The sequence below is a fragment of the Christensenellaceae bacterium 44-20 genome (assembly GCA_041223705.1).
GTDB lineage: Bacteria > Bacillota > Clostridia > Christensenellales > Christensenellaceae > QANA01.
On sequence record JBCLQU010000001.1, the window covers coordinates 159166 to 185163 of the forward strand.

The window sequence follows — 25998 nt, forward strand, 5'->3', positions numbered from 1 at the left end:
GGGTTACTAGCAATCTGTTAGGATGAATGAAAAGGAGTCATGAAATTGAAAACACTGAGAAGAACAACAGCGCTTTTGCTTTCTTTGCTTTTGGCATTTGCGGCGGCAGGATGCGCGGCGAAGCCCGAGCAGGTGCAGGCGCAGTTTGACGCTTTTTTAGCGGAAGAGCTGAGGAGCGCTCTGGAATCGGATTATCTTTCCATGCATATTCTGGCGTTTGATCCGCAGACGTATGGCATCGATCGGGAAAAAGTTCCGGTCAGCCTGGGGGAGCGGGATATCCTGCAATCCAGAGAGGCCGCGCGGGAAGAGCTGAAGGGGAGCATCAAGAAGCTGAAATCCTTCCCCAGAGCCAAGCTGACGCCAAATCAGCAGGATACCTATGATATTTACCTGTTCTATCTGGAGGCGCAGCAGTTGCTTGCGCAGAAAAAGTTCGACTATTTGGGAAGCACCTTCTCGGAGATTGGGGAATACACCCAGCTTCCGACGATGTTTGCCGATTACCGCTTTTACAGCGAGCGGGATATTGCGGATCTCATCACGCTGATTTGGGATACCCGCGATTATATGGGCGGACAAATCGCCTTCGCAAAGCAGCAGCAGGAAAAGGGAACGCTCTGCATGGACTGCGATGCCGTGATCGAATACTGCGAAGGCATCGTGCAGGAGGGCGAGCAGAGCGCCGTGCTGGCTAGCATGCAGGAAAGCATTCGGGCCATGGAGCTGGATGACGGGCAGGAACAGGAGTATCTGCGCCAGCTGAAGGAGGCGTTCCTCTCCTCTTTCCTGCCGGCTTATCAGGATATCGCCGATGCCGCCAGAGAGCTGAAGGCGCAGGGCGCCGGGTTCAAATCCCTGGCGGAAATGCCCAATGGAAAGCAGTATTACGAGGCGCTTTTGCAGTATAACGTCGGGACGAAAACCTCTGCCAAGGAGTTCACGGCGCAGATGGAGGAGGCCCTGGAGGCACAGATGGGAGAGCTCTATGCGGTTTTGAGCAAAGAGGGCGTGGCAGAGCGGTATCTGGAAACTGGCCTGGAATTATCCACATCCTATACCGATTTTGCCAAAATGCTGGAGGATTTGGAGCAGAGGATCGCAGAGCATTTCCCGAGCGTCGGCAAGGTAGACTACACGGTGGAGACCATTGCGCCGGCGCTGGCCGTGGAGACCATTGGCGCATATTTTAACATCCCATCCCTGGACGGAGGAGAGCCGGAGCTCATCAAGGTGAATACCACGAGCACATCCTCCGCTATCTCTTCTTTGGAGACGTTCATGACCGTCGCGCACGAGGGATTCCCGGGGCATCTCTACCAATACGCCTATATGCGCAAAAATCTGGCGGATCAGCCTCTGCGGCAGGTGGCGACGCTCAGCGGATATACCGAGGGCTATGCGAAATATATCGAGAGCCTGGCGGCGCGCTATGCCGGAGTGGATGAGGATCTGGCGGATCTCTACTGCTCAAACGCGCTTTGCGCCGGCTATATGACGGTTTTGGCCGATATTGGGATTCACTATGAGGGCTGGAGCAGGGAGCAAGTGCTCGAGTTTATGCAGGATTACGGACTGGATGAGCAGTATTTTGAGGAAGCCTATCATCAGCTCGTCAATAATCCCGGCATTTTCCTTCCTTATTTTGGAGGCCAGATGCAGTTTGCCAAGCTGCGCGCCAAGGCCGAGCAGGCGCTGGGAGAGAATTTCGACGAGATTGCCTTCCACGATCTGATTCTGCGGTATGGAGCGCCTTCCTTCGATTTCCTCGATCAAAAGCTGGAACTGTATTTGGAGCAGGAACAGCGCGCGGCCGCATAGCCGAATCAAACAAAAAAGCACCCGAGCCGGGTGCTTTTTTTGAAATACGCATAACTGGGGCGCCTTTTTCATATGCTGTATCAAAACGAAAAAGAGGGATACGGATGAGAAACGGAGCTTACAGAAGAAGGACAAACCGGGTTGGGGTCGGCAAACAGCAGGTAAACTCTGCGCGCGGCAGTCAACCGGCGCGCTTTGCGCCAAATAAGCTAAGCATCGCCCCAAAGCAGGCGATTCTATGGGGCGCGATTCTGCTTTTGCTTTTGAGCATTGCCATTGGAACGGGAGGAAAGAGGAAAGAGCAGGCGCCGCTTTCGGCGGTGGTCAAATCAAACGACGTCTCTGCGGAGGAACAGCCTCCGGATGCGGCGCAAAGCCAGGCTGTGATGCTCAAGGTCTGTGTGGAAGGCCGGCTGGAGGAGATGGAGCTGGAGGAATATATCCTGCGCGTCGTCTCTGCGGAAATGCCAGCCTCCTATGATCTTGAGGCGCTCAAGGCGCAGGCGGTTGCCGCGCGCACCTATACGCTGCGCAAAAAACTGGGCGGCGGCTGCAAAAAAATAGAGGGCGCGGAGATCTGCTCGGACCATACGCATTGCCAGGCCTATTGCTCGGAAGAGGATATGAAGAAAAAATGGGGCAATGACTACGAAACCTATCATGGAAAAATCGCGCAGGCTGTCTCCCAGACGGCCGGCCAGGTTCTCGTCTATGATGGGCAGCCCATCAGCGCGCTGTATTTTTCCTCCAGCGGCGGGATGACGGAATCCTCCGAGCATGTATTTGGCGGGCAGGTGCCCTATCTTCAGAGCGTCTCCAGCCCGGGCGAAAGCGATTATGCGGGCGCGCAGACCAAAAAGGAGTTTTCCTACGCAGAGGCTGCGGCGCTCATCGCCGAGCAGTACCCGGAGGCTAAAATCACCGCGCAAAACGCAAAAACCGCTATTTCCATTCTCTCGCGCTATGAGAGCGGCAGGGTGGAAAACTTAAAGCTCGGAGAGACGGCAATATCCGGCGTCAAGGCGCGGCAGCTCTTCGGCCTGCGCTCGGCCAATTTTTCCATCAGCTTTGGGGCGGACAAAATGACGTTCGAGACGGTCGGCTATGGGCATGGCGTAGGGATGAGCCAAGCGGGGGCGAACGCCATGGGAAAAGAGGGAAAAAATTACCGGGAGATCTTGCTGCATTATTATACGGGAGTTGCCCTGGGCAGTGTTTCGGATTTTCTCGAATAAAGGAAAAGCAAATGCGCTTTTCCTTTTTTTATTTTTTAAAGAAAAGAATAGGAAAGGCGCCGATCGCGGAAAATAAAAAACAAAGAAGCTCTTTATATCAAAAATCAAAAAATAAAAAAGAGGAAAATACCTGCGGAGGTATTTTTTTTGTGATAAGGGGCAAAATGAAAGCAACGGAGGTGCAGTTATGTTTGAAAATAAGGGACCGAACAAATTTATGGCATTTATGAAAAAACACGGCATTTATTTTGTCGTAGCGGTATGCATTATGGCTGTGGGAACGATTGGCTATTTGGCAGTCTCCTCGAAGGATACGCCGAAGGAACAAGGCGGGCAGAGCGTCCAGAAACAACAGTCGCCGACGCTTGAGGAGCAGATGAAAAGCGCCAGCCCGTCCGTCGCCCCTTCGCCGGCGCAGCCTTCTGCTTCTGCCAGCGAGCAGGCAAAACCGCAGGAGAGCAAAGCGGCAACCAGCGCAAACCAGGGCAAGGTTTATTTGCAGATGCCCCTCAAGGGCGAAATTACCCGGGCATTTTCCGGCGATGATCTGGTCTATAACGAGACCATGAACCTTTGGGCGACGCACAACGGCATCGATATTTCGGCAGCCGAGGATGATGAAGTCAAGGCGGCGATGGCCGGGACGGTCAAACGCGCCGAGGCGGATAACATTTTGGGCCATGTCGTCATCATTGAGCATTCGGGCAATCAGCGGACGATCTATGCCGGGCTGGAAGAACTGAGCGTCAAGGAAGGCGATAAAGTCAACGCCGGCCAGAAGATTGGCAAAGCGGGAACCCCGCCCTTTGAGCAAAAGGACGGCGTGCATTTGCACTTTGAATATGAGAAGAACGGCGAATTTATCGATCCGGTTTCCGCGATGGAAAAATAGGAAGAACGGCAGGGCATTTTGGCGCCTGCCGTTTTTTTATGCCAAACGCCAGAGGGAAATTGAGAAAAGTTCTTTCAAAACAGCCGGATTTGGTATAGAATAAAAGCAGTGATTACCTAAGGAGGAATAACATGGAATTAGCGAAGCTTCAAAACGGCAGTGATATACGCGGCGTTGCCAGCGAGGGAATCGCCGGGCAGCCGGTCAATTTGACGGACGAGGCTGTTTTTCATCTGGCGGCGGGCTTTATTTGCTGGCTGCAAAAGCGCTTGGGCAAAGAGCAGGTTCGCGTTGGCGTCGGCCGGGATTCGCGCATCAGCGGCCCGCGCATTCTGGAAAATGTCCGCAAAGCGGCGGAGTATTGCGGCGCTGCGCTCTATGATACGGGCCTTGCCTCCACGCCGGCTATGTTCATGTCTACGATTACAGAGGGCTTCGGGTATGACGGCGCCATCATGATCACGGCGAGCCATCTGCCCTTCAACCGCAACGGCCTGAAATTCTTTGTGCAGGAGGGCGGCCTGGAGAGCAGCGATATCAAAGAGGTTATCGCCATTGCGCAAAAAGAGGAGTATCAGAAGGCGGAAGGCGGCTGCTATGAGCAGGTGGATTTCATGACGGTCTATGCCAAAATCCTCGCGGATAAGATTCGCCAGGGGACGGGCAAGGAAAAGCCGCTGGAAGGCATGAAAATCGTCGTGGACGCGGGCAACGGCGCCGGCGGTTTCTATGTGGAAAAAGTGCTGAAGCCGCTGGGCGCGGATACTGCGGGCAGCCAGTTTTTGGAGCCGGACGGCAGCTTCCCCAACCATATCCCCAACCCGGAAGATAAAGAGGCGGCGGCCTCCATCTCCAAAGCGGTCTTGGATGCGGGCGCAGATCTCGGTGTCATTTTCGATACAGACGTAGACCGGGCAGGCGCGGTGGATTCCAAGGGCGGAATCATCAACCGCAACCGCCTGATTGCGCTCATCAGCGCGATTCTGCTGGAGGAGCATCCCGGGACCACCATCGTTACGGACTCGACGACTTCCAGCGGCCTGGCAAAGTTCATCAAGGCACACGGCGGCATTCACCACCGCTTCAAGAGAGGCTATAAGAACGTCATCAACGAGAGCATCCGCCTGAATCAGGCAGGGCAGGATACCCAGATCGGCATCGAGACCTCCGGCCATGCCGCGCTCAAGGAGAACTATTTCTTGGACGACGGTGCATATCTCGTCACCAAGATCATCATCAAAATGGCGCAGATGGCGGCCAAGGGAGAGAATATCTTCGATTTGATCGCAGATCTGGAAGAGCCCCAGGAGGCCGTGGAATTCCGCCTGTCCATCAAAGCGGAGGATTTCAAGGCATACGGCGCGCAGATCATCGAAGAGTTGACCAAAAAGACGGCGGCTGATGCTAGGTTCATCCCGGCAGAGGATAACCACGAGGGCATCCGCGTCTCGCTGGGCAAGGAAGACGGGAACGGCTGGTTCCTGGTTCGCCTCTCCCTGCACGATCCGATTATCCCGGTCAACGCCGAGAGCGATGAGCAGGGCGGCCTCGGCAAGATCGTCGCGGCGCTTTACGAGCTGATTGGCGGCTATGAGCAGCTGGATCTCGCGCCGATTGAGGCGTTTCTGAAATAGGGGGGCGCTATGGCAGAGGAGCAGAGCCGCGGGCCGCAGAATGGAGAGCAAATGTCGGGCACTGATAAATTCATGAGCAAAGTGAAGGAGATGGCGGATACTGTCGATAAGACGGTTTCCGAGCAGATCGAGTCCATCAAAATCAAAAGCAAAATCAGCAACCTGAACGACGAGATTGACGATTTTTACCGGAGCATTGGCATCAAAGTCTATCAGTCTGCGGAGGAAAATTTCGCAAAAAGCGATTTTCAGGCTGAAATTCAGAGCATTGGACAGCGCTTTGATGAGATTGAGCAGTATCTGGGCAGGGCCGCGCGCATCCGCGGCGTGGTCATATGCGCCGGGTGCGGCAAGGAATGCCAGCTGGAGGATGAATTTTGCTCCAAATGCGGGCGCAAGCTCAAATAAGCAAAAGAAAAAAGCAGGCATACGCCTGCTTTTTTTATGCGGAAGGCTGTATATGTTTTTGCAAGCGTTGAATATTTAAATACAAATGCATATTTTTGATTCTCAAGCAAATGTAATGATTTTTTGCTTTTATATAAGGAGAAATTGGAAATTTGCAAAATATTTTTGAATTTTATTGTTGACAAAGTGGATGAATAAATATACAATAGAGCCAATGAAACAATTTTGAAAGAGACAGGTAAGGAGAAATGGGATTTTTTGAGATCTTAGCAGACTACTATCAATACTTCCTGCAAGGCACGCGCACAACGATCATCGTCGCGCTGTTCACGGTCTTTTTCGGCGCGATTTTGGGCTGTTTCATCGCGCTGATGCGGCTCTCCAAATGCAAGCCGCTGCAGTGGTTCAGCAAGCTGTATATCACAGTCATCCGAGGCACGCCGATGCTGGTTCAGCTGTATATCGTCTATTATCAGCTGGATTTTCTCCCGTATCCCTCGGGCACGCTTTTCGGGGTGGATATGGAGCGGGCGATTCCCTGCATCATCGCGCTTTCCATCAACTCGGCGGCATATATCGCAGAGATCATCCGGGCGGGCATTCAGGCGGTGGATGTCGGGCAGACCGAGGCGGCGCGCTCCTGCGGCATGACTTCTTCCCAGGCGATGCGGTATATCATTTTGCCCCAGGCCATCAAAAACATCCTGCCTGCCATCGGCAATGAGTTTGTAACCATGGTCAAGGAAACTTCCATTGTGCAGTACCTTGGCATCGCGGATCTGATGTATAATAACGGTATCGTCGTTACGGCGACCTATAATCCGCTTCCCTGCTACTATATCTCGGCGCTCATCTATCTGGTGCTGAACGTCGTCCTTGGCAAGGGGCTGAGCATCTTCGAGAGGAGGATGAAAAAAAGTGAAAGATGAAATCATGTTTGAGGTAAAAGGCCTCTGCAAGGATTTTGGCGAATTAAAAGTGCTCAAGGGCATCAACGAGACGTTCTATAAAGGCGATGTCGCCGCCATCATCGGGCCTTCGGGCAGCGGCAAATCCACCTTTATCCGATGCCTGAACCTTCTGGAACAGCCGACTTCGGGGCAGATCGTCTTCGAGGGGAACGAGATTACGGCCAAAGGCTTTGACGTCAACCTGCACCGGCAGAAAGTGGGCATGGTGTTTCAGCAGTTCAACCTGTTCAACAACTTAAGCGTGCTGGATAATGTTACGATTTCTCTGAAGAAAGTGAAAGGCACTTCAAAGGAAGAGGCGGAGAAAAAGGCGATGGCCCTGCTGGAGCGGGTCGGCCTGGCGGATAAAGCGGCGGCCTATCCTTCGCAGCTCTCGGGCGGGCAGAAGCAGAGAATCGCCATCGTCAGAGCGCTGGCTATGGAGCCGGATGTTCTGCTGTTCGATGAGCCGACTTCCGCGCTGGATCCGGAGATGGTAGGCGAGGTATTGCAGGTCATCTCGGATCTCGCAAAAGACGGCATCACGATGGTCGTCGTTACCCATGAGATGGGCTTTGCGCAGAAAGTTGCGACGCGCGTCATGTTCATGGATGAGGGCGTCATCGCAGAAGAGGGCTCGCCCGCGGATATTTTCGAGCATCCGCAGAACCCCAGAACAAAAGAGTTCTTGTCTAAAGTTATCAATGTAATTTAATAAAGCAAATTATTTAAAATTTTGGAGGATACTATCATGTTGCACACGACCAACCCTGAAATCCTGTTCCTCAAACAGGAAGACGTTGTCAAAGCCGGCCTTCTGGATATGAAGCAGATCCTGGAAGTTACGGAGAAGACGTACTCCCTGCTGGGCCAGGGGCACATCAAAAACCCGCCCAAGACCAACACCAGCATTCCCGATAAGGCAAACTGGCAGTCGTTCTTCAACTCCATGCCCAGCTATATCGGCGGCGATGTGAACATCGCGGGCATCAAGTGGGCAGCGGAATCCAAGAAGAACGCCACCATCCCCGGCATTCCCTACGGCATCGATATCTCCATTCTGAGCGATCCCGAGACGGTGCTTCCGTTCTGCATCCTGGACGGCACGCTCATCACCGCAATGCGCACGTCCGCAGTCGGCGGCGTGCTGGCGAAATACACGGCGCCCTCCAATACCGAGACGGCGACGCTGGTCGGCGCAGGCGTAATCGGCCGCACCATGCTTTCTGCACTGCATGAAGCGCTGCCGCAGATCAAGACCATGTATCTGGCAGATCTGGAGATCGCAAAGGCAGAGGAGCTTGCCAAGGAATACAGCGAGAGCCTGGGCGTCGAGATCATCCCGACGACGGATGCCAAAGCTGCTGCGCTCAAATCCCAGCTCATCGTAGGCGAGACGACAGCCCGCACGCCGATTATCGATAAATCCTGGCTGACGCCCGGCTGCGGCCTGGTTACCATGCACACCGCTGAGGTGAGCGACGAAGTGATTCTGGCGGCAGAGAACATCGCGGCAGACTACTGGACGCAGATGAGAACGCATGCCAACCCGCTGGCTCGGCTGAGCCAGGAAGGCAAGCTGGATGAGAGCGGCATCATCGATTTGTGCGAACTCGTGCTGGGCAAGAAGAAGCTGCGCACCAGCGACGATCAGTTCGTCATGTCCGCATCCCTGGGCCTGGGCGCGCTGGATATCATGATCGGCTATCAGATGTATCTGAACGCGACCAAGATGGGCATCGGCACCAAAGTTGCGCTTTGGGATAACCCCCTTTGGGAATAAAAAATACGATTAAAACGAGGTAAAATAAGATGAAAAAGATTTTAGCACTGGTTATGGCAGCGCTGGTTCTCGTGGGCTGCGCCGCTTGCGGAAAGAAAGAAGAAAAATCCAAGATTGAGCAGATTAAGGAAGCGGGCGAGCTGGTCGTCGGCACTTCGGCAGACTATCCTCCCTTCGAGTTCCATGTGGAAATTGACGGCAAGGATACCATCGTCGGCCTGGATATGGCAATGTGCCAGTATATTGCGGATGATCTTGGCGTAGAGCTGAGAGTCGTGGATATGGCGTTCGACAATCTGGTCATGAGCCTGCAGAAGGGTGAGTTCGACCTGGTCGCGGCCAGCATGAGCAAGGATGAAAAGCGCGAGAAGGCCATCGATTTTACGGACGTCATCTACTACACGGATACGGTTCTGGTAACAAAGAAAGAAAACGCTGATAAGTTCAAAACCACAGAGGATCTGAAGGGGCACAAAATCGGTGCGCAGTCCGGCACGTCGCAAATGGATAAGGCGGTCGAGTTCGTCGGCGAGGACAATGCAGTCGGCCTGACCAAGCAGCAGGATCTGATACTGGAAGTGCAGAACGGGAAAATCGAAGGAACGCTGATTGAGGCGCTGGTCGCAGATGCATATGTGGCGGCAAACCCGGATCTGGTTGTCTGCAACATCGGTGTGGCGCGGACGGAATACAGCGGTATCCGCATTGGTGTAGAAAAGGGAGAAGAGGAGTTCGTGGAATACCTCAACGGGATCATTGCGGAGATGCAGGAAAAAGACCTGATTTCCAAGTATACGCTGGAAGCACAGAAGCTGGCCGGCATGGAGTAAGGAGATAAGACATGCCGCAGCTAAGCAAACGTGTCGATACATTTACAGATTCCGTAATCCGCAGGATGACGCGCATCAGCGATGCGAGAGAGGGGAGCATTAACCTCTCGCAGGGGTTCCCGGATTTCGACCCGCCGCAGGCGTTGCTGGACGCCCTGGCCCAAATGGCAGGGGGCGGAGAACAGCATCAGTATTCCATCACCTTCGGTTCGGAAAACCTGCGCAGCTGTATCGCGAAAAAGTATTCGCCGATATTTGGCTACGAAATCGATCCGGAAACAGAGATCGTCGTAACCTGCGGCTCGACCGAGGCTATGATGGCAGCGATGATGACGATTTGCAACCCTGGCGATAAGGTGATCGTGTTCAGCCCGTTTTATGAAAACTACGGCGCAGATGCGATTTTAAGCGGTGCGGATCCCATCTATGTTCCGCTCAACCCGCCCGAGTTCGGCTTTGACCGGAGCGTGCTGGAAGCCGCTTTCGCAAAGGGAGCCAAGGCCATCATCGTGTGCAACCCTTCCAACCCCTGCGGCAAGGTGTTCAGCCGGGAGGAGCTGGAATATATTCTGGAGCTGGCTGAGAAGTATGATGCGTTCGTCATCACGGACGAAGTGTATGAGCATATCGTGTTCCCGCCCTATCAGCATATCGCGGCTGCCTCTCTGCCCGGCGGCAGAGAGCGGGTCATCACCTGCAACTCGCTTTCCAAGACCTTTTCCATCACGGGATGGCGCCTCGGGTTCATGATTGCCCGGGCGGATGTGGCGGAAAATGTGAAGAAGGTGCACGATTTCCTGACAGTAGGCGCGCCTGCGCCGCTGCAGGAAGCCGCCTGCGCAGGGTTTGCCCTGGGCCAGGATTACTACGATGAGCTGGCCGAGACATACGGGAAGAAGCGCAAGATCTTCATGGATGGGCTGGATGCCATTGGGCTCAAGCATACTGTTCCCCAGGGTTCGTATTTCATCATGGTGGATATTTCGGACTTCCTGAAGCTGGAGAAGTTCCGCGGCTGGACGGATTTGCAGTTCTGCGAGTGGATGGTGGAGGAAGTCGGCGTGGCGGCGGTGCCCGGCTCGAGCTTTTTCCGCGAGCCCATCAACCACCTGATTCGCCTGCACTTTGCCCGGAGCGAAGATTCTCTGCGCGAAGCGCTGAGCCGGCTGAGCAAACTGGCGGATTATCTCAAAGCATAGAAATAGATTGCCTGCAAAGGGCGCGCCAAACAAAGGCGCGCTCTTTTTTGCGGGCTCTTTCGAAAACAGTGGAAAATTCCGCCGTTGTGTGATAGAATAAATAAGCATGAAGGCATTGCCGGGCGCACGGAAAAGCTGGGGCAAACAGCGCCGCAAAGGAGAAAAAGCCCTTGACATTGCCGAAAAGAAGTGATATGATAGCTTCGTTAAGCAGAAACTACCCGTTTCTCACCTGCCGGCAAAGGCTAGGCATGGTTCTTTGGAAAGAACAGTACTGCGGGTAGGTTTTGCCCGCAGTTTTTTTATTGCAAGGCGCGCAAAGGCGCAGGGAGAGAAGGAGGGAATTTTCATAGCTAACGATCTACTCATCAATGAACAGATCCGCGACCGCGAGGTGCGCGTGATTGGAGAAAAGGGCGATCAGCTGGGTATTTTGGAGATTGCAGCAGCGCAAAAGCTGGCGGATGAAGCCGGGCTGGATCTCGTCAATATCTCCCCCAAAGCGGTGCCGCCGGTTTGCAAAATTATGGATTACGGCAAATACCGCTTTGAGCAGGGCAAGAAGCAAAAGGAAGCCAAGAAAAACCAGAAGACCACAACCCTTAAGGAGATGCGCCTTTCCGCCACCATCGACACCCATGATATGGAAGTCAAGGCGAAAAACGTCGCAAAATTCCTTGCGGGAGGAGATAAGGTAAAAGTATCAATTCGTTTCCGGGGCAGACAGCTCAGCCATACGGAAAACGGGCTGACTGTCATGAATACGTTTTTGCAGATGCTGGGCGACAAGGTTGCCGTTGAAAAGCCGGCCAGGATGGAAGGCCGCAGCATGTTCATGATACTTGCACCAAAGAATTAACCTAGAGAGGAGGGCATTTCGATGCCAAAAATGAAAACTCACAGAGGCGCCGCCAAGCGTTTCAACGTTACCAAAAGCGGCCGGATCAAAAGAAGCCAGACAAACAAGCGCCACCTTCTGAACGGGAAAACCACAAAGCGCAAGAGAAGCCTGAGAAAGGGCGTCTATATGGTCGAGGCTGGCGAGAAGAATATGAGGGAGCTGCTTCCTTATAGCTAGGCCCGCAGCTTTGGAAAACGTGATTTAGGAGGAATTTTACTATGGCAAGAATTAAAAGAGCCGTAAACGGCCATAAAAAACGCAGAAAAGTATTTAAAGCAGCCAAGGGATACTATGGCGCAAGACACAGACAGTACCGCACAGTCAAGCAGGCGGTCATGAAGTCTAACTGGTATGCATACCGCGGCAGAAAGCAGAAAAAGCGCGATTTCCGCTCTTTGTGGATCACCAGAATCAACGCGGCTGCGCGCAGCAACGGCCTGAGCTACTCCAAGATGATCAACGGCCTGAAGCTTGCGGGAATCGAAGTCAACCGCAAAATGCTGGCAGAGCTGGCAGTCAACGATGCGGCGGCGTTCGCACAGCTGGCCGAAGTTGCCAAGAGCAAACTGGCATAACAAAACCGGAGGGAGCTTTCCCTCCGATTTTTTATGGACAAGAGGCAGAGGAAAAAGGAGCGGCGGAGTGGAGCAGATCACCAGCACGAAAAACGAATATATCAAATTGCTGCGCAGCCTGAAGCAGAAAAAAGGCCGGGAAGAAACTGGGCTGTTTTTGGCGGAGGGCGATAAATGCGCGGCAGAGGCGCTTGGCAATGCCAAAGTGCAGGCACTGCTGACGACGCAGGAGCAGCATCCGCTGGCTATTCAGGCAGAGCAAAAAGGCGTTCGGGCAGTTTTGGTTTCCCAGGCAGTGATGGAGGCAGTTTCGGATGTTAAGACGCCCCAGAGCGCAATCGCCGTCGTTCAAAAACAGCAGGGCAAGCTGCCGGAGCAGGGGCTTTTTGTGGCGCTGGAGGATGTGGCGGATCCGCAGAACGTCGGGACGATTCTGCGCACGGCAGACGCCGTGGGCGCGGCGGGCGTGCTGCTTTCCGGCAAATGCGCAGACTACACCTCTCCCAAAGCTGTGCGCGCGGCGATGGGCAGTGTTTTTCATCTGCCGGTTGAAGTTGCGCAGGATTTTCAGGGCAGGCTGAGCGCGATGAAGAAGGCGGGCGTGCGCCTGCTGGGCGGGCATCTGCAGGGCGTGCAGGCCATGCCGGGCCGGCAGGAGAATCTCTGCGTCATCATTGGCAACGAGGCCAGGGGCATGAGCGAGAGCGCCGTGCGGCTCTGCGATTATCTTGTGAAAATTCCCATCTATGGAAAGGCTGAGAGTTTGAATGCGGCCGTGGCCGCGGGAATTTTGCTCTATCGGTGCAAAGAGGGCAGATAGCGGAGGAAATTCGCAAAACCTCTTGCAGGAACAAACGCTGTGTGCTAGAATGAAACAAATGAAATGCAAAGACGAGGCAAAGTATGCCAGAGCCCGGCAAAAGAGAGCATCCGCCACCGGCTGAAAGCGGAAGCGAACCACTGGCAGAAATTTCACCTTCGAGCAGCGCTGTTGATAAGTAGGCGGCGCCGGTTTCAGACCGTTACCATGAAAGAGGCCAAGAAATTGGTGAATTCGGGTGGTACCGCGGAGTATGAGCTTCGCCCTGTGTGGGGCGGGCTTTTTTATTTTCCCGGGCAGGCCGTCCGTGTCAATATGAGAAGTCGGAGAAGAAAAAATGGATAACCACGAGAAAATTTTACAAGAGGTTCGGCAGGCTCTTTCCGAGCTGCGGCAGGAAGAAAAAGCAGCCGGGCAGGAGGTGCTCGGCCGTTTGCAGGAGCTGAGAGTCAAATATTTGGGCAAAAAGGGCGAGATCACCCAGATGATGAAGCAGATGGGGACGCTGCCCAAGGAAGAGCGCCCCAGTTTCGGGCAGAAGGTCAACAGCCTGCGCCAGAAGGTGGAAGAGGCGTTCGAGCAGCGGAAAAGCGAGCTGGAAGAGCGCATCAAGGAGAAAAAGCTGGCGGCAGAGCGGATCGACGTTACGCTGGAAAAGCCCGAGGCAGGCATGGGCGGCGTGCACCCGCTGACCAAGGTTTACCGCCAGGTGCGCGGCATTTTCGAGGGAATGGGCTTCCAGGTGGTCGAGGGGCCGGAAATTGAGTTTGACAAATACAATTTTGAGATGCTCAATATCCCCAAGGATCACCCGGCAAGGGATATGCAGGATACTTTCTATGTAACGGACGACATCGTGCTGCGCACGCATACTTCTCCCGTGCAGATCCGCACGATGCTGGGACATCAGCCGCCCATCCGGGTCATCTGCCCGGGGCGCGTTTACCGCACGGACGACGTAGACGCGACGCATTCGCCTGTGTTTAACCAGATCGAGGGGCTTGTCATCGATAAGGGAATCACCTTTGCGGATCTCAAGGGCACGCTCAACACCTTCCTGCGCCAGCTTTACGGCGAGCAGACCAAGACCAAGTTCCGCCCCGGTTTCTTCCCGTTTACAGAGCCAAGCGCAGAGGTAGACGCAACCTGCTCGCTCTGCGGCGGCAAAGGCTGCCCGGCCTGCAAGGGCGCTGGCATGGTAGAAGTGCTGGGATGCGGCATGGTCAACCCCAAAGTGCTGGAAAACTGCGGGCTGGACCCAGAAGTCTATTCGGGATATGCTTTCGGCCTGGGGCTGGATCGGCTGACCAACATCAAATACGGCATCACGGATATCCGCCTGCTCTATGAGAGCGACGTGCGGTTCCTGCGGCAGTTCAGATAGGGAGGAAGAGAAGATGAAAGTACCATTCAAATGGCTGAAAGATTATATTGAGATCCCGGTTTCTGCCGAGGAGTTCGCGGATGCGATGATCATGACGGGCAACGGCGTCGAGGGCATTGAGGAGCGCGGCGCAGAAATCCGTGATGTTCTGGTGGGCAGAATCGTCAAGCTGGAAAAACACCCGGATGCCGATCGGCTGCAAATTTGCAGCATCGATATTGGAAAAGAAGAGCTTTTGCAGATTGTAACCGGAGCGGATAACGTGTTTGAGGGCGCGCTGGTTCCCGTTGCAATGGTGGGCTGCCATCTTCCCAACGGCATGCACATCAAAAAGGGAAAGCTGCGCGGCGTTCCTTCGCTGGGTATGCTTTGCTCGGGAGAGGAGCTTTGCCTGAAGGAAGCGGATTATCCCGGCGCAGGCGTCTATGGCATCCTGATTTTGCAGGATGGGCAGCCGGGGCAGGATGTGCGCGAAGTGCTCATGATGGATGACAAAGTGATCGAGTTTGAAGTCGGCGCGAACCGGCCGGATTGCCTTTCGGTGATCGGCGTCGCCCGGGAAGGCGCTGCGGCGCTGGGAGAAGGCATCTCTCTGCCCGAGCCCAAATTTGGCGAGAGTGAAGGCGATATCTCCGAATATGTCAAAGTGACGGTGGAAAATGAGGAGCTTTGCCCGAGATATATGGCCAGGGCGGTGAAGAACGTCAAAATCGGCCCTTCTCCAAAGTGGATGCAGGAGCGGCTGTCGGCGGCGGGCGTTCGCCCCATCAGCAACATCGTCGATATCACCAACTTCGTCATGCTGGAGACCGGGCAGCCCATGCACGCTTTTGACGCCGCAGACATTCGAGGCAAAGAAATCATCGTGCGCCGGGCAAAGGAAGGCGAGAAAATCGTCACGCTGGATGGAAAAGAGCGGGAGCTTTCCGCTTCCATGCTGCTCATCTGCGATGGGCAGGGGCCGATCGGCATTGCAGGCGTGATGGGCGGAGAAAACTCCGAGATTCGTGAGAACACTACCACGGTCGTCTTTGAATCGGCAAAGTTCATGTACGGCAATATCCGGCAGACCTCCCGGGGCCTTGGCCTGGCGACGGAGGCCTCCATGCGCTATTCCAAGGGCGTGGATGCGGCCAACTGCGAATATGCACTGCACCGGGCCTGCCAGCTGGTAGAAGAGCTGGGCGCGGGCGAGATTGTCGGCGGCGAGGTGGATATTCTTTCGGAGGATTTGAGCGAGAAAGTCATCGAGACGACGGCCGGGAGCGTCAACGCGCTGCTGGGCGCGGAGATTTCCGCAGAGGAGATGCGGCAGTGTCTGGAGCGCGCGTTTATCAAAACCGAGCTTTCCCAGGGCAAGCTCACCTGCCATATTCCGCATTTCCGCGGGGATATGTATGGCAAGGCGGATGTGGCCGAGGAAGTGGCGCGCATCTATGGATACGACAACATCCCCGAGCGCACGGGCGCGGGCCAGATGATGCATGGCCTGCCGGCCAGCCTGGAGCCCGAGCAGGATGCGCTGCGCACTTACCTGGCGGCGGAAGGGTATTTTGAATCCGTTACATACTCTTTCCTGGGCGAGCAGGATTTCGATAAGCTGGAACTGCCGGCAGAGCATATGCTGAGAAAGGCGGTGCGCATCAAAAATCCGCTGGGAGACGATAAGGCGCTGATGCGGACGACGCTGGCGCCGGATATGCTTGCTGTGATGAGCGCAAACCTCAAGCGGAAGAACAAACAGGTGAAGCTCTATGAGATGAACAAAGTCTATCTGCCCGAGAATCTGCCGCTGGCAGATACGCTCCCGGATGAGCGGCGTATGCTGGCGCTCTGCATGAGCGCAGATGCAGGAGATTTTTACGCGATGAAGCGCGTGGTGAAAAACCTGTTCGATATTCTGCGCGTGCCCGGTTTCGATGTCGCGGCGGGCGGGGAAAGCTTCCTGCACCCCGGCAGAAAAGCAGAGATTTTTGCGGGCGAGCAGAAGGTCGGCCAGATGGGCGAGATCGCGCCGGAAGTTCAGAAGAATTTCGAGCTGCCCATGCGCGTTTACTATGCCGAAATCGATCTGAAGAGCCTGTTTGCGCTCATGCAGGGGGAGATCAAGTTTGCGCCGCTGCCCAAATACCCGGCTTTGGAGCGGGATATTGCGGTCATTCTGGCGGAGGAGGCAGAGGCGGGAAGCGTGGCCAAGTGCATCCGCAAAAACGGCGGGAAACACCTGGAGAGCGTGGAGCTGTTCGATGTGTACCGCGGCGGCCAGCTGGAGGAGGGGCAAAAATCCCTGGCCTATTCGCTGGCATTCCGCTCGCCGGATACGACGCTGACAGACGAGGCCATCGCCAAGAACATGGAGAAAATTCTCAAAGCTCTTTCCGAGGAATTCGGAGCGACGCTGAGAGAATGAGCCCAAAAGGGCGCCGGGAAGCCGGCGCTCTTTTTCTGCCGCGGCAGGGATGGGGGATTGGATACAAAATTGCAAAGTCCGCTTCTTGCAAAGAATGGGCAGATATTGTATGATTAAGAAAATTGCGAACATGGAGCAGGGTAAATATGGAAAATAATCAAAATCAAGGCCAGCAGAACTGGCAGGCAAACGCACCCTATGGGCAGCCGCCTTATACCCAGGGCTATCAAAACCAGCCCTATGGCCAGCAGCCCTATTATCAGGGCGGCTATGGGCAAAACCAGCCTGAGCAGGGCAAGGGCCTCGGGATTGCGGGAATGGTCTGCGGCATCCTCAGCCTTTTGCTGATTTTTGCGTTCATGCCGCTGGGAATTGGATGCGGCATTGCAGGGCTCGTCATGAGCATCATCGGCAGAAAGAAAAATAACAAAGACGGCATGGCGCTGGCAGGCATCATCACCTCTTCGATTGGCCTTGGGCTGAGCGTCCTGCTGATTATTTTGGCCGTGATTTTGGTGGGTGCGGCATTTGGCGCTTACGGATTTGAATATTTCGATTATTTCCTGAATGCGGCCCAGGTGGCGGCATTGGGAGCGGGGTTGATTCTATAAAAGAGAGGCGCCGGGGGCAAAGCGGCAGGAACTGCCATTTTTCCCCTGCCGCGCCTCTTTTTTTGCGCGGAAACGTGTGTTATAATAGTCTCACATGGGCCGAGCTAGGCTTGGCCGGGCAAGCACGAAAGATGAGAGAAAAAGGAGAGCGCAGATGGGGCGCATCAAGTTAGTCGTTTTTGATTTGGATGGGACGCTGGCAGATACCCTGCCGGATATTGCCGGAGCGCTGGAAAAAGTAACGGCAAAATATGGAGCATATGGGGATTTGCAGCAGCTCGTCCGAAAGAGCATCGGCAATGGAGCAAGGAAGCTGGTAGAGCGCGTGTTTGACGCCCTGGGAATTTCAAAGGAAAACCTCGAGGCAGATCTGGCCGAATACCGCGCGCTTTACGCAAAAGACAGCTGCATCGATACAGTGCTCTACCCGAACACGATCAAGGTCTTGGAGGAGCTGAAAAAGCGCGGCATCATGATGACTGTCGCCACGATGAAACCCCTGGAATCTACGAAGGAAGTGCTGGAAAAGCTGGGCATTGCGGATTATTTTTCCCTGGTGCTCTCGGCAGACGACATGCAGGCGCCCAAGCCGGATCCCTGGAGCGTCTATACCTGCGCAAAGCATGCCGGCGTTTTGCCGGAGCAGGCGCTGATGATCGGCGACTCTATGACGGATGTCGGCGCGGGCAAGGCCTCGGGGGCGGTGAGCGTGGCTGTGCTCGGAGGGTATTCCAACCGTGAAAAGATGCTGAGCAGCGGCGCGGATTATCTTGTGGAAGAGATTGGCGCGCTGCTCCCAATTTTAGATGAACTGGACGAAAGATAACAGTATGGTGCAGAGAACAAGGCCGAGGGTTCGGCGAGGCAGAAGACAATTCCATATCGATCCGAAACTGATCTGGATTACCGCAGGCGTTTTGGCGGCGATCATTCTGGCGGTTGTGCTCATTTCCGTTCTCTCTGTGAAGACTTTTACAGCAGAGCAGGGGACGATTTCCTTTTCCAAAAATTCCAGCGGCGTGGTCATCCGCAAGGAGACGCTGTATAAAGCGGATAACTACGGGAAAACCGAGTTTATTGCGCAGGAAGGCCAGGTTGTAACCAAGGGAACGCCCATCGCCGATGTCTATAGCTGGGATTATAACGATAAGGATTATGACGAGCTGAAAAAACTGCAGGAAACCATCATGGATTACCAGCAAAACAACGTCTATTCCAGCATTCGCTCGGAGGATCTGGAGCACCTTAACGCGATGATCGACGAAAAGACCGCAGAGATCCGCGCGATTGTCAAGGGAGAGGCCGAGGGCAACCTTCTGGTGCTCAATAAAGAGCTGGAAAAGCTGATGGATGAGCGGGCGGCCGTGTTGCGGGATTCCATCAAGCAGGATGATCAGCTCAAGGCGTTTTACGATCAGGAAACCGCGCTCAAAGCCAAAATAGACAACTGGAAACAGACGATTTTGGCCGAGGAGGACGGCGTCGTCAGCTTCCATTTTGACGGCACGGAGATTTTGCTGACGCCGGAAAACATGACAAAGCTGACCGTCAAGAATATCAATGACATTTTGCAGGGCAAATCCAGCTATACCAGCACAGAGGCAACAGCCAGCCGCGCGCTTTATCGGCTGGTCAGCCAGAATGAATGGTATGTCGTGATGATCTGCGATGAGAAAGTGCCGGAATTTGAGAATAATTCGGCTTTTCAGGTGGAGTTCTCCTATGGAGAGGACTATAAATATACCGCCACCATCTATGGGCATAACTCGGAATCGGGCAAGGAGATCTACTACCTGGCTTTCAGCCAGCCTGTGGACAAGCTGCTGCTGGCGCGGCAGGTGGAGTTCAAAATTTCGGCAGACTATGTGGGCATCAAGGTTCCGGTTTCGGCTGTCAAAACCAAAGACGGCGTAACCGGCGTATACTATAAAAATGAAGAGGGCAAGAAGGTTTTCGAGCCTGCGGCAGTGCTGATCCGGCAGGATAAGGAGTGCATCATCGAGCCTGTGGATCTGCGCTCGAAACTGGATGTCGGCAGCGAGATATATGCTTGAGATGAGGCGGAAAAATGAGCGTTAGGGAAGCTATCCAGGAAGTTTTGGGGGAGATTGCGCAGAGCGCGCGGAGGGCCGGCAGAAAGCCAGAGGAAGTGCAGTTGCTTGCTGTGAGCAAAACCGTAGAGGCAGAGCGCATCCAGCAGGCCATCGACGCGGGTCTTACCGCTTTCGGTGAGAACCGTGTGCAAGAATGGAAAGAAAAGTATGAAATTTTGCCAAAAAATATCTCCTGGCATATCATTGGACGATTGCAAAAAAATAAGATAAAGTATATAATAAACAAAATAGAGCTGTTGCATTCGCTTTGCACGCTGGAAGCCGCGCAGGAGATAGAGCGCCTCTCGGCCAGGGAAGGCGTGCAGACAAACTGCCTGGTGCAGGTCAACATCGGCAGGGAGGAGAGCAAAGCGGGCGTAGAGCAGGAGGAACTGGAGCGCTTTTTGGAGCAGCTTCAAGGGTTTGCGCATCTCAAAGTGCAGGGCCTGATGGCCATTGCGCCTTTTGCGGAAAACCCGGAAGACGTCCGCCGCTATTTCGCAGCAATGCGGGAGCTTTATGAAAAAATGCCAAACGAGGGCAACCTGGAGCGTAAATTTCTCTCGATGGGAATGTCGGGGGATTATAAAATTGCGATAGAAGAGGGGGCCAACATCGTGCGGGTTGGTTCAAAAATTTTCGGCGCACGGGATTACCACTAAACGGAGGAAATGAAACATGGCAAAGAATTTCTGGAAAAAGGCTTTTGGGCCTCTTGGCGGCAACGACGACGAGGAATACTACGAGGACGATTTGCTGGACGAAGAGGAAGACCAGGAGTACGAGGAAGAGGCTGATCAGCAGGAGCCGATGTATGAGGAGCCCAACTTTTCAAGAAGAAGGAACAAGGTGATTTCTATGCCTGAGAACAGGACAAGCGGTGATACCCAGATGAAAATGATCATTTTCCGCCCGACTTCCTACGACGAGACCCAGAGCGTCATCGACAGCCTGAAGGCCAGAAAGCCCATCATCGTGAACCTGGATGAGATCGACGTGGCTGTTGCACAGCGCATTTTGGATTTCATCAGCGGCGCGGTTTATGCCCTGGGCGGGGATATCAAAAAAGCGGCGCGCAATATCTTTGTCGTGGCACCTTCCAATGTGGAAGTTACGAGCAACATGGCAAACGAGCGCTCCACGATGGATTTCGACGTCGGCGATCTCTAGACCTTGGGGATAGGAGAGAAATATGGAACTGACAAAAGCATATATCGATATGGCAAAGTTCGAGCAGAAGCGCGGCCGATATGATGCCCAGGAAGTGGATGTCTTTTTGGACGGCGTGGCCGCAGAGGCCGAGCGCCTGCAAAACGAGCTGAAAGAGGCAAAAGAGCAGCTGGAGAAATACCGCAGCATGGAGGGCGCTCTGGCGTCCGTCATGGTTACGGCAGAGGCCAATGCAAAAAAGGTCGAGGAAGAGGCGGCAAAGAAGGCTGAGGAAATTCTGAGCCAGGCGGAGGAAGAGGCGGCAAAGGTGCGCGATTCCATCGCCGAGCAGGAGGCTTCCCTCAGAGAGCAGTATCAGAGCCAGAAGGAAGAGCTCATCCAGGAAGTGGAAAAGCTCTCTCAATTTTCCAAAGAGTATCGCAGTGCCATGCGCGAAAAGCTCGAGGGCCTTTTGGAGCAGCTCCAGGATTCGCCTGCACAGCAGGAAAACGGCGGGATTGACCTGGGAGATATTCTAAAGAATCTGCCCGAGACAGACAGCGAACTCAAAGCCATGATCGATGAACTGATCTAGAAAAAGACGGCAAATAGAAGCCGGCGGGGCACTATGGTACTCTGCCGGCTTTTTGATCGCAAGCTATTTGGCTGGTGCGGCAAGCCGGAAAGGGGCAAAAAAGAGCGGCCATCGGGGCGCCTTCCGTAAGGAAGCCATATCAATAGCAAATGTATAAACAAAGCCCGCACCTTTTGGGGTGCGGGTTTTGGATTTGGTGTCAAAATCAGATGCTCGCGAAACCTGTGGGCACTGCCGCATTAGCAAGCAGGATCATGTGCTGAGTTCTTCGATAAACCGAAAGCTGATAAGATATGCTTCCCTCTGTTTCCATAGGAAGGCCCAAAAGCGTTTATACTGTTTCTAAATAATTCACAAGAAAATCATTCACATTTGCAAAACGCTTTGGGCTAATTCCTGCTCTACAATACTCTTCCAGGTATCTATCTAAGGTATTGTCAAAAACCGTTAGATTCTTTTCCGGATCGCGAGGATCAAAGCTGCTCATAATCTCAAATTCACTCACTGCGGCATTTTCCGCAATTTCATTCATCATATACTGGAATGAAACCATGTTCATAAAGGAAGAAAATATATCTTTTCTATCTGAGGCTTCCTGCATTTTGTTCCGCCAGTTGGAGAACATTTCTTCATATGTGCCGGAAATATTGTCCTGATTGGGTGCAGTTTTTTCATGAGGGAACAATAGATATGCCTGCATCGTTTTCATCAGATCCGTCAGTCCGTTTCTGATTTTGGCATTCGTTTCTGCACGGATAATGTTCATGATTTTTTCCTCCATATTGAAGGGCATGTTCAGTGATTCCAACTCCTCAAATGTTCTTTTCACTCCTTTTCTGAAGTATCTGCCGTGATAGAGCATAGTTGCATCCAGCAGAAAATAAATCACTAAGCCAGCATCGGTGCGAATCTGCGAGGCTGAATCCGACAGGAAGCAGTCTGCATATATTTTTTTCGCATTGTCAAAAGCCGCCTGCGCCTTTTGATACCGCTTATCTGATGACAGAAGGGCTAATGCCTTTTTTCTCAATCCTTCGAGCCTTTGAACAGCACTTTGTTCTCTTATATAGACCAATGGTGAGTCAAGCAATCTGGACAGATGTGCGTGGCTGCATTTCGCATCCTCTTCGAGCATCTCCCAAGTGGTGCAATAAAGATCATATCCGACTTCGGCATCATTTAAAATAAATGTATCGGCCAGTTGCCTTCCATGTTCGTCATTGATTAAAATCATCAAATCAAGGTCGGATTTTTCATGAGTATCCCCTGTAGCGACCGAGCCGTACAAGCCTATGAGTGCCAGTGAATCCGGGCATGCCGCTTCTGCTTTTTTTATGATTGCATCAATAATTTTTTTATGGATTTCATTCATAAAATCATTCTTCTCATTCGGCTTAATAAAAAACAACGGATGCCTCTTTCGCCGCTCTTTTTCTGATCATTCGCCGGCGTAAGTGATGCCGATTTGCTTATTGTCGGGATGTACCGCGATCCAGGTGTTGCCCGGCTTTAAGATGATGGGCAGGCCGTTCTCGTCGTAATACTGGGTGGAATCATCCAGGCTTTTGCGCTCCCAGGAGCCGGAAATATGCTTGCCGCCGATGAAAAACTCGCATTTGCCCTCGCCGACCATCTCCACCATCCGGCGGCCGCCGTCGTTGTTGCGCACATACGTCTCCGCATACTGGACGATCAGGTTCTGCACGGAGAGGGGTGCGGTAGTCGTAGTCTGCTTGCCGTCCTCGTCTTCGGAGACTGTGCGGACCTCGAAGGCTTTTCCCTTTTCATAGCGGAAGAACTTGTCCTTGGCGGAATCATATTCGAAGGTAACGAAGTTTTCTACGCTGGTTACATAAGGCAGGCTGACGGTATCCACGGTTTTGCCGGTATAGCTGGGCGCATCGCTGAAGGAGAACTGGATGCGGTTGTTGGGCGTGTAATCGTAGAGCTCTTCGTCAATTTTGCCGAGATCGGTATAGACGTTGTGCGGCGCGGAACGGGATTTATCGCGCCAGAAGTAGTCGTTGTAAGTTCCCTTGATGCCGTCTACCCGCAGTTTGATGTACTTGGTGGAAGAGCCGTAGATATAGGAAGGGGAGTTGGGATCGTCCGGGCCGCCGTAGTGAACCAGCGGGGAATCCCACTCTTTTTGCATGTTGATATAGTATAGGCGTGCCGAGCGGATAGGGCCGGCGACACTGGGCTTCTGGTCGTTGAAGATGCACATGAACCGGGTGATATCGCCCTCTGCCATAGCCTCATAGATGATATCCGCCTGCTGCAAACCCGTCTGCGGCCGAGCCTGCGACTGGTTTTCTATCATGACGGAGATGGGCTTATACTCCGGCGGCGCATCGTAAGCCGTGCCGGTTGTGGGAGAATAGTAGACGGTGGGATCAGAAGAAGGCTCCTCCGATGCGGCAACCGTCGGAGAGGGCAGAACTTCCTGGCTGGCTTCCGGCTGTTGTTCTGCGCCGCAGGAGAAGAGCAGCGGCAGGCAGAGCAGCGCCAAAACAAAAGCGAGCGCTTTTTTCATAAGATAAGGTACCTCCTCTTTGGGTTTACAGATTCATTTTAGGGGATTGCAAACCTTCTGTCAATGAACCGGGCATAATTTCCCGGCGCGCAGAATAAGAATGAGTAGAATAAAACAAAAGGAGAAACTGCCATGAGCGGATATGAAGAAATCAGGAGACTCGATGCCCGGCCGCATAAAGTGATCATCGAGGGCAGGGAGCGCATTACCATTACCTCGGTTGAGGATGTGGATAGCTTCAACGAAAATGAGGTGATTTTCCTCACCGGGCTTGGGATGATGACAGTCATCGGAGAAGAGCTGCATATTGCAAAGCTGAACCTGGAAGAGGGCGAGCTTGTGATAGACGGGCAAATCCAGGCGGCGGATTACGCCGACCACGAGGAGATCCGCATGAACAAAGGCGGGATTTTCTCCAAGATTTTTAAATAATGGAAGGCACATTAAGCCAGCCCTATCTCTTTGCGGCGGCGATGTATGTCGGGATACTGGGGGCGGCAATTTACTTCTTGCTCTCCTGGCTTGGAAAGATTCTGCAAAAGCGGGCATGGCAGATCGTCCTGGATATTTTCTACTCTCTTTTGGTGCTGGCCGCTATGGCAGGCATGCTCTATCTGGTGGCGGATTTAAAGGTCAGGGGCTTCTATTTCATCGGCGCCGGGCTTGGTTTTGCCATTTATTGCCTGGGAATAAAGCCTGCGCTGGGCTGTATTTGTAAACTTCTCAGGCCCAGGGGAAAATCAAAGAGCAAATAGTTGACAAAGCATAGCAAAAACCTCTAATATAGAGTTAAACTCCGATTTAGAGGTTTTTCGTATGCAGGAAAGAAACACTGCTCCGGCAGAAGAGATAAAAGAAGAGCGTGCAAGCCAGGAAAAGGCGCAGAAAAGGCCAGCATGGCGCCTTTCTCAAAGGAAAAAAGCGCTGATCCGCTGGGCGATTTTGGGTGTTGTGGTTGTCTATGCGGGCATTACGCTGGCTATGCAGCAGCGCACGATTAGTATGCAAAAGCAGGAAGCCAAAGAGCTGCAGGAAAGACAGGAGCAAATGCAGCAGGATTTGGAATTTCTGAAGGAGAAAGAGGCTTATACCGGGACGGATGCCTATATCGAGCGGGCGGCCAGAGAGAAGTTTGGCTGGGTAAAAGACGGGGAGATCATCTTCCGCAAGCAGGAAGATACCCAGGGCGGCGCGAATGCTGATGCGACTCCCCAGCCGGATTCCAGCGCCCCTGCGGAGGAATAGGAGCGATGCAAAAAGAGTTTGCGATCGATATTGGGACAAATTCCATCCGTCTGCTTTATGCCCAAATCGAGCAGGGCAAGCTGCGCACTGTCAAAAAGCTGGTCAATACTGTGCGCACGGGCGAAGGCGTCAATGCCAGCGGCAGATTATGCGAGGCGGCCATCCGGCGGACGGTTGAGGGCATTGCCGAATTTGTGTGCCAGGCAAAGCAGTGGGGCGCAGAAGAAGTTTTGGCGTTTGCCACCAGCGCTGTGCGCGATGCGCAGAACGGTCGGGCATTTGTAGAGCGCGTTTGGCAGGAGTGCGGCGTTAAGGTGCAGATTTTGCAGGGAGAGCAGGAAGCCATCTGCGGAATCACAGGAGCGCTGGGCGGAAAAGAGCAGGGAGCTATCATCGATATCGGCGGCGGCAGCACGGAAGTCGCGGTAATGCGGCAGGGAAAGCTGGCCAGCGCAGACAGCGTCAATATCGGCTGTGTCCGCGGGCTGGAGCTTTTTGCGGAAGAGGAGTACGAAAAGCTGATCGCATGGGCAAAAGATGCTTTTTTGGAATTAAATCTGAAGGAATTGCCCAAACTATATGCGATAGGCGGAACGGCAACAGCTCTAGCCGCCATCGACCTCGGGCTGGAAACATATGATCCGGGCAAAGTCGATGGGCACGAGATTGCGGTGCAGCGCCTGGAAGCTCTGATGGGCGAGATTTTGGGGCTTTCAAAGCAGGAGCGCATCCAGCGGATGTGCCTGGATGGCGGCCGCGCGGAAGTCATCGTATATGGCCTTGCGGTGCTGCTGGGATTTTGCCGGGCTTACCGTGTTTCAGACATTACCGTGAGCGAGGCGGATAACCTGGAAGGGTACGTTTTACTCAGGCGCATGGGAGCGCCGTGAAAAATCTCTTGACATTGAGCCGCTCATATCATATAAT

General features: G+C 53.6%; 28 protein-coding genes and 2 other annotated features. Of the genes, 26 read left to right on the forward strand and 2 right to left on the reverse strand.

The genetic code is table 11. The features are described 5' to 3' along the window. The first annotated feature begins 45 nt into the window (after positions 1 to 45). The 22 genes from AALG83_00840 to AALG83_00945 all read left to right on the forward strand — a co-directional run bounded on the left by AALG83_00840 (position 46) and on the right by AALG83_00945 (position 21290). A complete protein-coding gene (locus AALG83_00840) occupies positions 46 to 1821 on the forward strand; it encodes a DUF885 domain-containing protein (GenBank protein ID MEY8381707.1) in 1776 nt (591 codons plus the stop codon). Positions 1822 to 1925: 104 nt separating this feature from the next. Further along, positions 1926 to 3056: a stage II sporulation protein D gene (gene spoIID, locus AALG83_00845; GenBank protein ID MEY8381708.1), complete on the forward strand. Its 1131-nt coding sequence runs from the start codon at positions 1926 to 1928 to the stop codon at positions 3054 to 3056. A gap of 226 nt (positions 3057 to 3282) precedes the next feature. Further along, on the forward strand, positions 3283 to 3948 hold the full coding sequence (locus AALG83_00850; GenBank protein ID MEY8381709.1) for a M23 family metallopeptidase: 666 nt from the start codon (positions 3283 to 3285) through the stop codon (positions 3946 to 3948). A gap of 131 nt (positions 3949 to 4079) precedes the next feature. Next, a complete protein-coding gene (locus tag AALG83_00855; GenBank protein MEY8381710.1) occupies positions 4080 to 5582 on the forward strand; it encodes a phosphomannomutase/phosphoglucomutase in 1503 nt (500 codons plus the stop codon). Positions 5583 to 5591: 9 nt separating this feature from the next. After that, entirely contained in the window at positions 5592 to 5990 is a 399-nt protein-coding gene (locus tag AALG83_00860) for a hypothetical protein (protein MEY8381711.1), read from the forward strand. Between the two features lie 248 nt (positions 5991 to 6238). Further along, positions 6239 to 6919 (forward strand): amino acid ABC transporter permease, encoded by a 681-nt coding sequence (locus AALG83_00865; protein MEY8381712.1) that lies wholly within the window; start codon positions 6239 to 6241, stop codon positions 6917 to 6919. Between the two features lie 4 nt (positions 6920 to 6923). Further along, positions 6924 to 7655, forward strand: a complete 732-nt coding sequence (locus AALG83_00870) for an amino acid ABC transporter ATP-binding protein (GenBank protein MEY8381713.1) — start codon at positions 6924 to 6926, stop codon at positions 7653 to 7655. A gap of 36 nt (positions 7656 to 7691) precedes the next feature. Beyond that, a complete protein-coding gene (locus tag AALG83_00875; protein ID MEY8381714.1) occupies positions 7692 to 8723 on the forward strand; it encodes an ornithine cyclodeaminase family protein in 1032 nt (343 codons plus the stop codon). Positions 8724 to 8752: 29 nt separating this feature from the next. Beyond that, the gene (locus AALG83_00880) at positions 8753 to 9553 is read left to right on the forward strand and encodes a transporter substrate-binding domain-containing protein (protein MEY8381715.1); all 801 of its coding nucleotides are present in this window, start codon (positions 8753 to 8755) and stop codon (positions 9551 to 9553) included. A gap of 11 nt (positions 9554 to 9564) precedes the next feature. Further along, positions 9565 to 10752 carry a pyridoxal phosphate-dependent aminotransferase gene (locus AALG83_00885; protein MEY8381716.1) on the forward strand — a complete coding sequence of 396 codons (1188 nt, stop codon included), beginning with the start codon at positions 9565 to 9567 and terminating at the stop codon, positions 10750 to 10752. A gap of 202 nt (positions 10753 to 10954) precedes the next feature. Next, positions 10955 to 11061, forward strand: a sequence feature (ribosomal protein L20 leader region). A 34-nt stretch (positions 11062 to 11095) separates the two neighbouring features. Further along, positions 11096 to 11611, forward strand: coding sequence for a translation initiation factor IF-3 (infC, locus tag AALG83_00890; GenBank protein ID MEY8381717.1), 516 nt, complete (start codon positions 11096 to 11098; stop codon positions 11609 to 11611). Between the two features lie 21 nt (positions 11612 to 11632). Beyond that, a complete protein-coding gene (gene rpmI, locus AALG83_00895) occupies positions 11633 to 11830 on the forward strand; it encodes a 50S ribosomal protein L35 (GenBank protein MEY8381718.1) in 198 nt (65 codons plus the stop codon). A 41-nt stretch (positions 11831 to 11871) separates the two neighbouring features. Next, the gene (gene rplT, locus AALG83_00900; protein MEY8381719.1) at positions 11872 to 12228 is read left to right on the forward strand and encodes a 50S ribosomal protein L20; all 357 of its coding nucleotides are present in this window, start codon (positions 11872 to 11874) and stop codon (positions 12226 to 12228) included. A gap of 67 nt (positions 12229 to 12295) precedes the next feature. After that, positions 12296 to 13048, forward strand: coding sequence for an RNA methyltransferase (locus AALG83_00905; protein MEY8381720.1), 753 nt, complete (start codon positions 12296 to 12298; stop codon positions 13046 to 13048). Positions 13049 to 13107: 59 nt separating this feature from the next. Beyond that, positions 13108 to 13319, forward strand: a binding site (T-box leader). Between the two features lie 66 nt (positions 13320 to 13385). Further along, a complete protein-coding gene (gene pheS / locus AALG83_00910; GenBank protein MEY8381721.1) occupies positions 13386 to 14432 on the forward strand; it encodes a phenylalanine--tRNA ligase subunit alpha in 1047 nt (348 codons plus the stop codon). A gap of 13 nt (positions 14433 to 14445) precedes the next feature. Continuing rightward, the gene (gene pheT, locus AALG83_00915; GenBank protein ID MEY8381722.1) at positions 14446 to 16842 is read left to right on the forward strand and encodes a phenylalanine--tRNA ligase subunit beta; all 2397 of its coding nucleotides are present in this window, start codon (positions 14446 to 14448) and stop codon (positions 16840 to 16842) included. A 146-nt stretch (positions 16843 to 16988) separates the two neighbouring features. After that, a complete protein-coding gene (locus tag AALG83_00920) occupies positions 16989 to 17453 on the forward strand; it encodes a DUF4190 domain-containing protein (protein ID MEY8381723.1) in 465 nt (154 codons plus the stop codon). Positions 17454 to 17607: 154 nt separating this feature from the next. Beyond that, positions 17608 to 18279 carry an HAD-IA family hydrolase gene (locus AALG83_00925; GenBank protein MEY8381724.1) on the forward strand — a complete coding sequence of 224 codons (672 nt, stop codon included), beginning with the start codon at positions 17608 to 17610 and terminating at the stop codon, positions 18277 to 18279. After that, positions 18260 to 19507 (forward strand): HlyD family efflux transporter periplasmic adaptor subunit, encoded by a 1248-nt coding sequence (locus AALG83_00930; GenBank protein ID MEY8381725.1) that lies wholly within the window; start codon positions 18260 to 18262, stop codon positions 19505 to 19507. Before AALG83_00925 ends, AALG83_00930 begins: the two co-directional genes overlap by 20 nt. A gap of 14 nt (positions 19508 to 19521) precedes the next feature. Continuing rightward, positions 19522 to 20208, forward strand: a complete 687-nt coding sequence (locus AALG83_00935) for a YggS family pyridoxal phosphate-dependent enzyme (protein ID MEY8381726.1) — start codon at positions 19522 to 19524, stop codon at positions 20206 to 20208. A gap of 16 nt (positions 20209 to 20224) precedes the next feature. Then, positions 20225 to 20716 carry a cell division protein SepF gene (gene sepF, locus AALG83_00940; protein MEY8381727.1) on the forward strand — a complete coding sequence of 164 codons (492 nt, stop codon included), beginning with the start codon at positions 20225 to 20227 and terminating at the stop codon, positions 20714 to 20716. Positions 20717 to 20738: 22 nt separating this feature from the next. Continuing rightward, the gene (locus AALG83_00945; protein ID MEY8381728.1) at positions 20739 to 21290 is read left to right on the forward strand and encodes a DivIVA domain-containing protein; all 552 of its coding nucleotides are present in this window, start codon (positions 20739 to 20741) and stop codon (positions 21288 to 21290) included. A 331-nt stretch (positions 21291 to 21621) separates the two neighbouring features. Here AALG83_00945 and AALG83_00950 read toward each other — a convergent pair whose 3' ends face one another. Together AALG83_00950 and AALG83_00955 are read right to left on the reverse strand one after the other, a co-directional pair. Beyond that, the gene (locus tag AALG83_00950) at positions 21622 to 22662 is read right to left on the reverse strand and encodes a nucleotidyltransferase domain-containing protein (GenBank protein MEY8381729.1); all 1041 of its coding nucleotides are present in this window, start codon (positions 22660 to 22662) and stop codon (positions 21622 to 21624) included. Between the two features lie 66 nt (positions 22663 to 22728). Next, positions 22729 to 23826 carry a DUF3048 domain-containing protein gene (locus AALG83_00955; GenBank protein ID MEY8381730.1) on the reverse strand — a complete coding sequence of 366 codons (1098 nt, stop codon included), beginning with the start codon at positions 23824 to 23826 and terminating at the stop codon, positions 22729 to 22731. Between the two features lie 132 nt (positions 23827 to 23958). Between AALG83_00955 and yabP the strand changes: the two genes are divergently transcribed. The 4 genes from yabP (at position 23959) to AALG83_00975 (ending at position 25961) form a co-directional block, all read left to right on the forward strand. Continuing rightward, positions 23959 to 24258 carry a sporulation protein YabP gene (gene yabP, locus AALG83_00960; GenBank protein ID MEY8381731.1) on the forward strand — a complete coding sequence of 100 codons (300 nt, stop codon included), beginning with the start codon at positions 23959 to 23961 and terminating at the stop codon, positions 24256 to 24258. Beyond that, positions 24258 to 24581, forward strand: coding sequence for a spore cortex biosynthesis protein YabQ (gene yabQ, locus AALG83_00965; GenBank protein ID MEY8381732.1), 324 nt, complete (start codon positions 24258 to 24260; stop codon positions 24579 to 24581). Before yabP ends, yabQ begins: the two co-directional genes overlap by 1 nt. Before the next feature lie 61 nt (positions 24582 to 24642). After that, a complete protein-coding gene (locus AALG83_00970) occupies positions 24643 to 25071 on the forward strand; it encodes a septum formation initiator family protein (protein MEY8381733.1) in 429 nt (142 codons plus the stop codon). A 5-nt stretch (positions 25072 to 25076) separates the two neighbouring features. Further along, a complete protein-coding gene (locus tag AALG83_00975; protein ID MEY8381734.1) occupies positions 25077 to 25961 on the forward strand; it encodes a hypothetical protein in 885 nt (294 codons plus the stop codon). Positions 25962 to 25998 lie beyond the last annotated feature (37 nt).

Excerpts from the sequence above, each read along its gene's own strand:
- AALG83_00875 (MEY8381714.1), top strand. The coding sequence starts at position 7,692 with ATGTTGCACACGACCAACCCTGAAATCCTGTTCCTCAAACAGGAAGAC.
- AALG83_00870 (MEY8381713.1), top strand. The coding sequence starts at position 6,924 with ATGTTTGAGGTAAAAGGCCTCTGCAAGGATTTTGGCGAATTAAAAGTG.
- AALG83_00970 (MEY8381733.1), top strand. The coding sequence starts at position 24,643 with ATGCAGGAAAGAAACACTGCTCCGGCAGAAGAGATAAAAGAAGAGCGT.
- AALG83_00880 (MEY8381715.1), top strand. The coding sequence starts at position 8,753 with ATGAAAAAGATTTTAGCACTGGTTATGGCAGCGCTGGTTCTCGTGGGC.
- sepF (MEY8381727.1), top strand. The coding sequence starts at position 20,225 with ATGGCAAAGAATTTCTGGAAAAAGGCTTTTGGGCCTCTTGGCGGCAAC.
- AALG83_00920 (MEY8381723.1), top strand. The coding sequence starts at position 16,989 with ATGGAAAATAATCAAAATCAAGGCCAGCAGAACTGGCAGGCAAACGCA.
- spoIID (MEY8381708.1), top strand. The coding sequence starts at position 1,926 with ATGAGAAACGGAGCTTACAGAAGAAGGACAAACCGGGTTGGGGTCGGC.
- yabP (MEY8381731.1), top strand. The coding sequence starts at position 23,959 with ATGAGCGGATATGAAGAAATCAGGAGACTCGATGCCCGGCCGCATAAA.
- rpmI (MEY8381718.1), top strand. The coding sequence starts at position 11,633 with ATGCCAAAAATGAAAACTCACAGAGGCGCCGCCAAGCGTTTCAACGTT.
- AALG83_00950 (MEY8381729.1), bottom strand. The coding sequence starts at position 22,662 with ATGAATGAAATCCATAAAAAAATTATTGATGCAATCATAAAAAAAGCA.
- AALG83_00855 (MEY8381710.1), top strand. The coding sequence starts at position 4,080 with ATGGAATTAGCGAAGCTTCAAAACGGCAGTGATATACGCGGCGTTGCC.
- rplT (MEY8381719.1), top strand. The coding sequence starts at position 11,872 with ATGGCAAGAATTAAAAGAGCCGTAAACGGCCATAAAAAACGCAGAAAA.
- pheT (MEY8381722.1), top strand. The coding sequence starts at position 14,446 with ATGAAAGTACCATTCAAATGGCTGAAAGATTATATTGAGATCCCGGTT.
- AALG83_00945 (MEY8381728.1), top strand. The coding sequence starts at position 20,739 with ATGGAACTGACAAAAGCATATATCGATATGGCAAAGTTCGAGCAGAAG.
- AALG83_00930 (MEY8381725.1), top strand. The coding sequence starts at position 18,260 with ATGAACTGGACGAAAGATAACAGTATGGTGCAGAGAACAAGGCCGAGG.
- AALG83_00860 (MEY8381711.1), top strand. The coding sequence starts at position 5,592 with ATGGCAGAGGAGCAGAGCCGCGGGCCGCAGAATGGAGAGCAAATGTCG.
- AALG83_00935 (MEY8381726.1), top strand. The coding sequence starts at position 19,522 with ATGAGCGTTAGGGAAGCTATCCAGGAAGTTTTGGGGGAGATTGCGCAG.
- AALG83_00885 (MEY8381716.1), top strand. The coding sequence starts at position 9,565 with ATGCCGCAGCTAAGCAAACGTGTCGATACATTTACAGATTCCGTAATC.
- AALG83_00955 (MEY8381730.1), bottom strand. The coding sequence starts at position 23,826 with ATGAAAAAAGCGCTCGCTTTTGTTTTGGCGCTGCTCTGCCTGCCGCTG.
- AALG83_00865 (MEY8381712.1), top strand. The coding sequence starts at position 6,239 with ATGGGATTTTTTGAGATCTTAGCAGACTACTATCAATACTTCCTGCAA.
- pheS (MEY8381721.1), top strand. The coding sequence starts at position 13,386 with ATGGATAACCACGAGAAAATTTTACAAGAGGTTCGGCAGGCTCTTTCC.
- AALG83_00975 (MEY8381734.1), top strand. The coding sequence starts at position 25,077 with ATGCAAAAAGAGTTTGCGATCGATATTGGGACAAATTCCATCCGTCTG.
- AALG83_00850 (MEY8381709.1), top strand. The coding sequence starts at position 3,283 with ATGAAAAAACACGGCATTTATTTTGTCGTAGCGGTATGCATTATGGCT.
- AALG83_00925 (MEY8381724.1), top strand. The coding sequence starts at position 17,608 with ATGGGGCGCATCAAGTTAGTCGTTTTTGATTTGGATGGGACGCTGGCA.
- yabQ (MEY8381732.1), top strand. The coding sequence starts at position 24,258 with ATGGAAGGCACATTAAGCCAGCCCTATCTCTTTGCGGCGGCGATGTAT.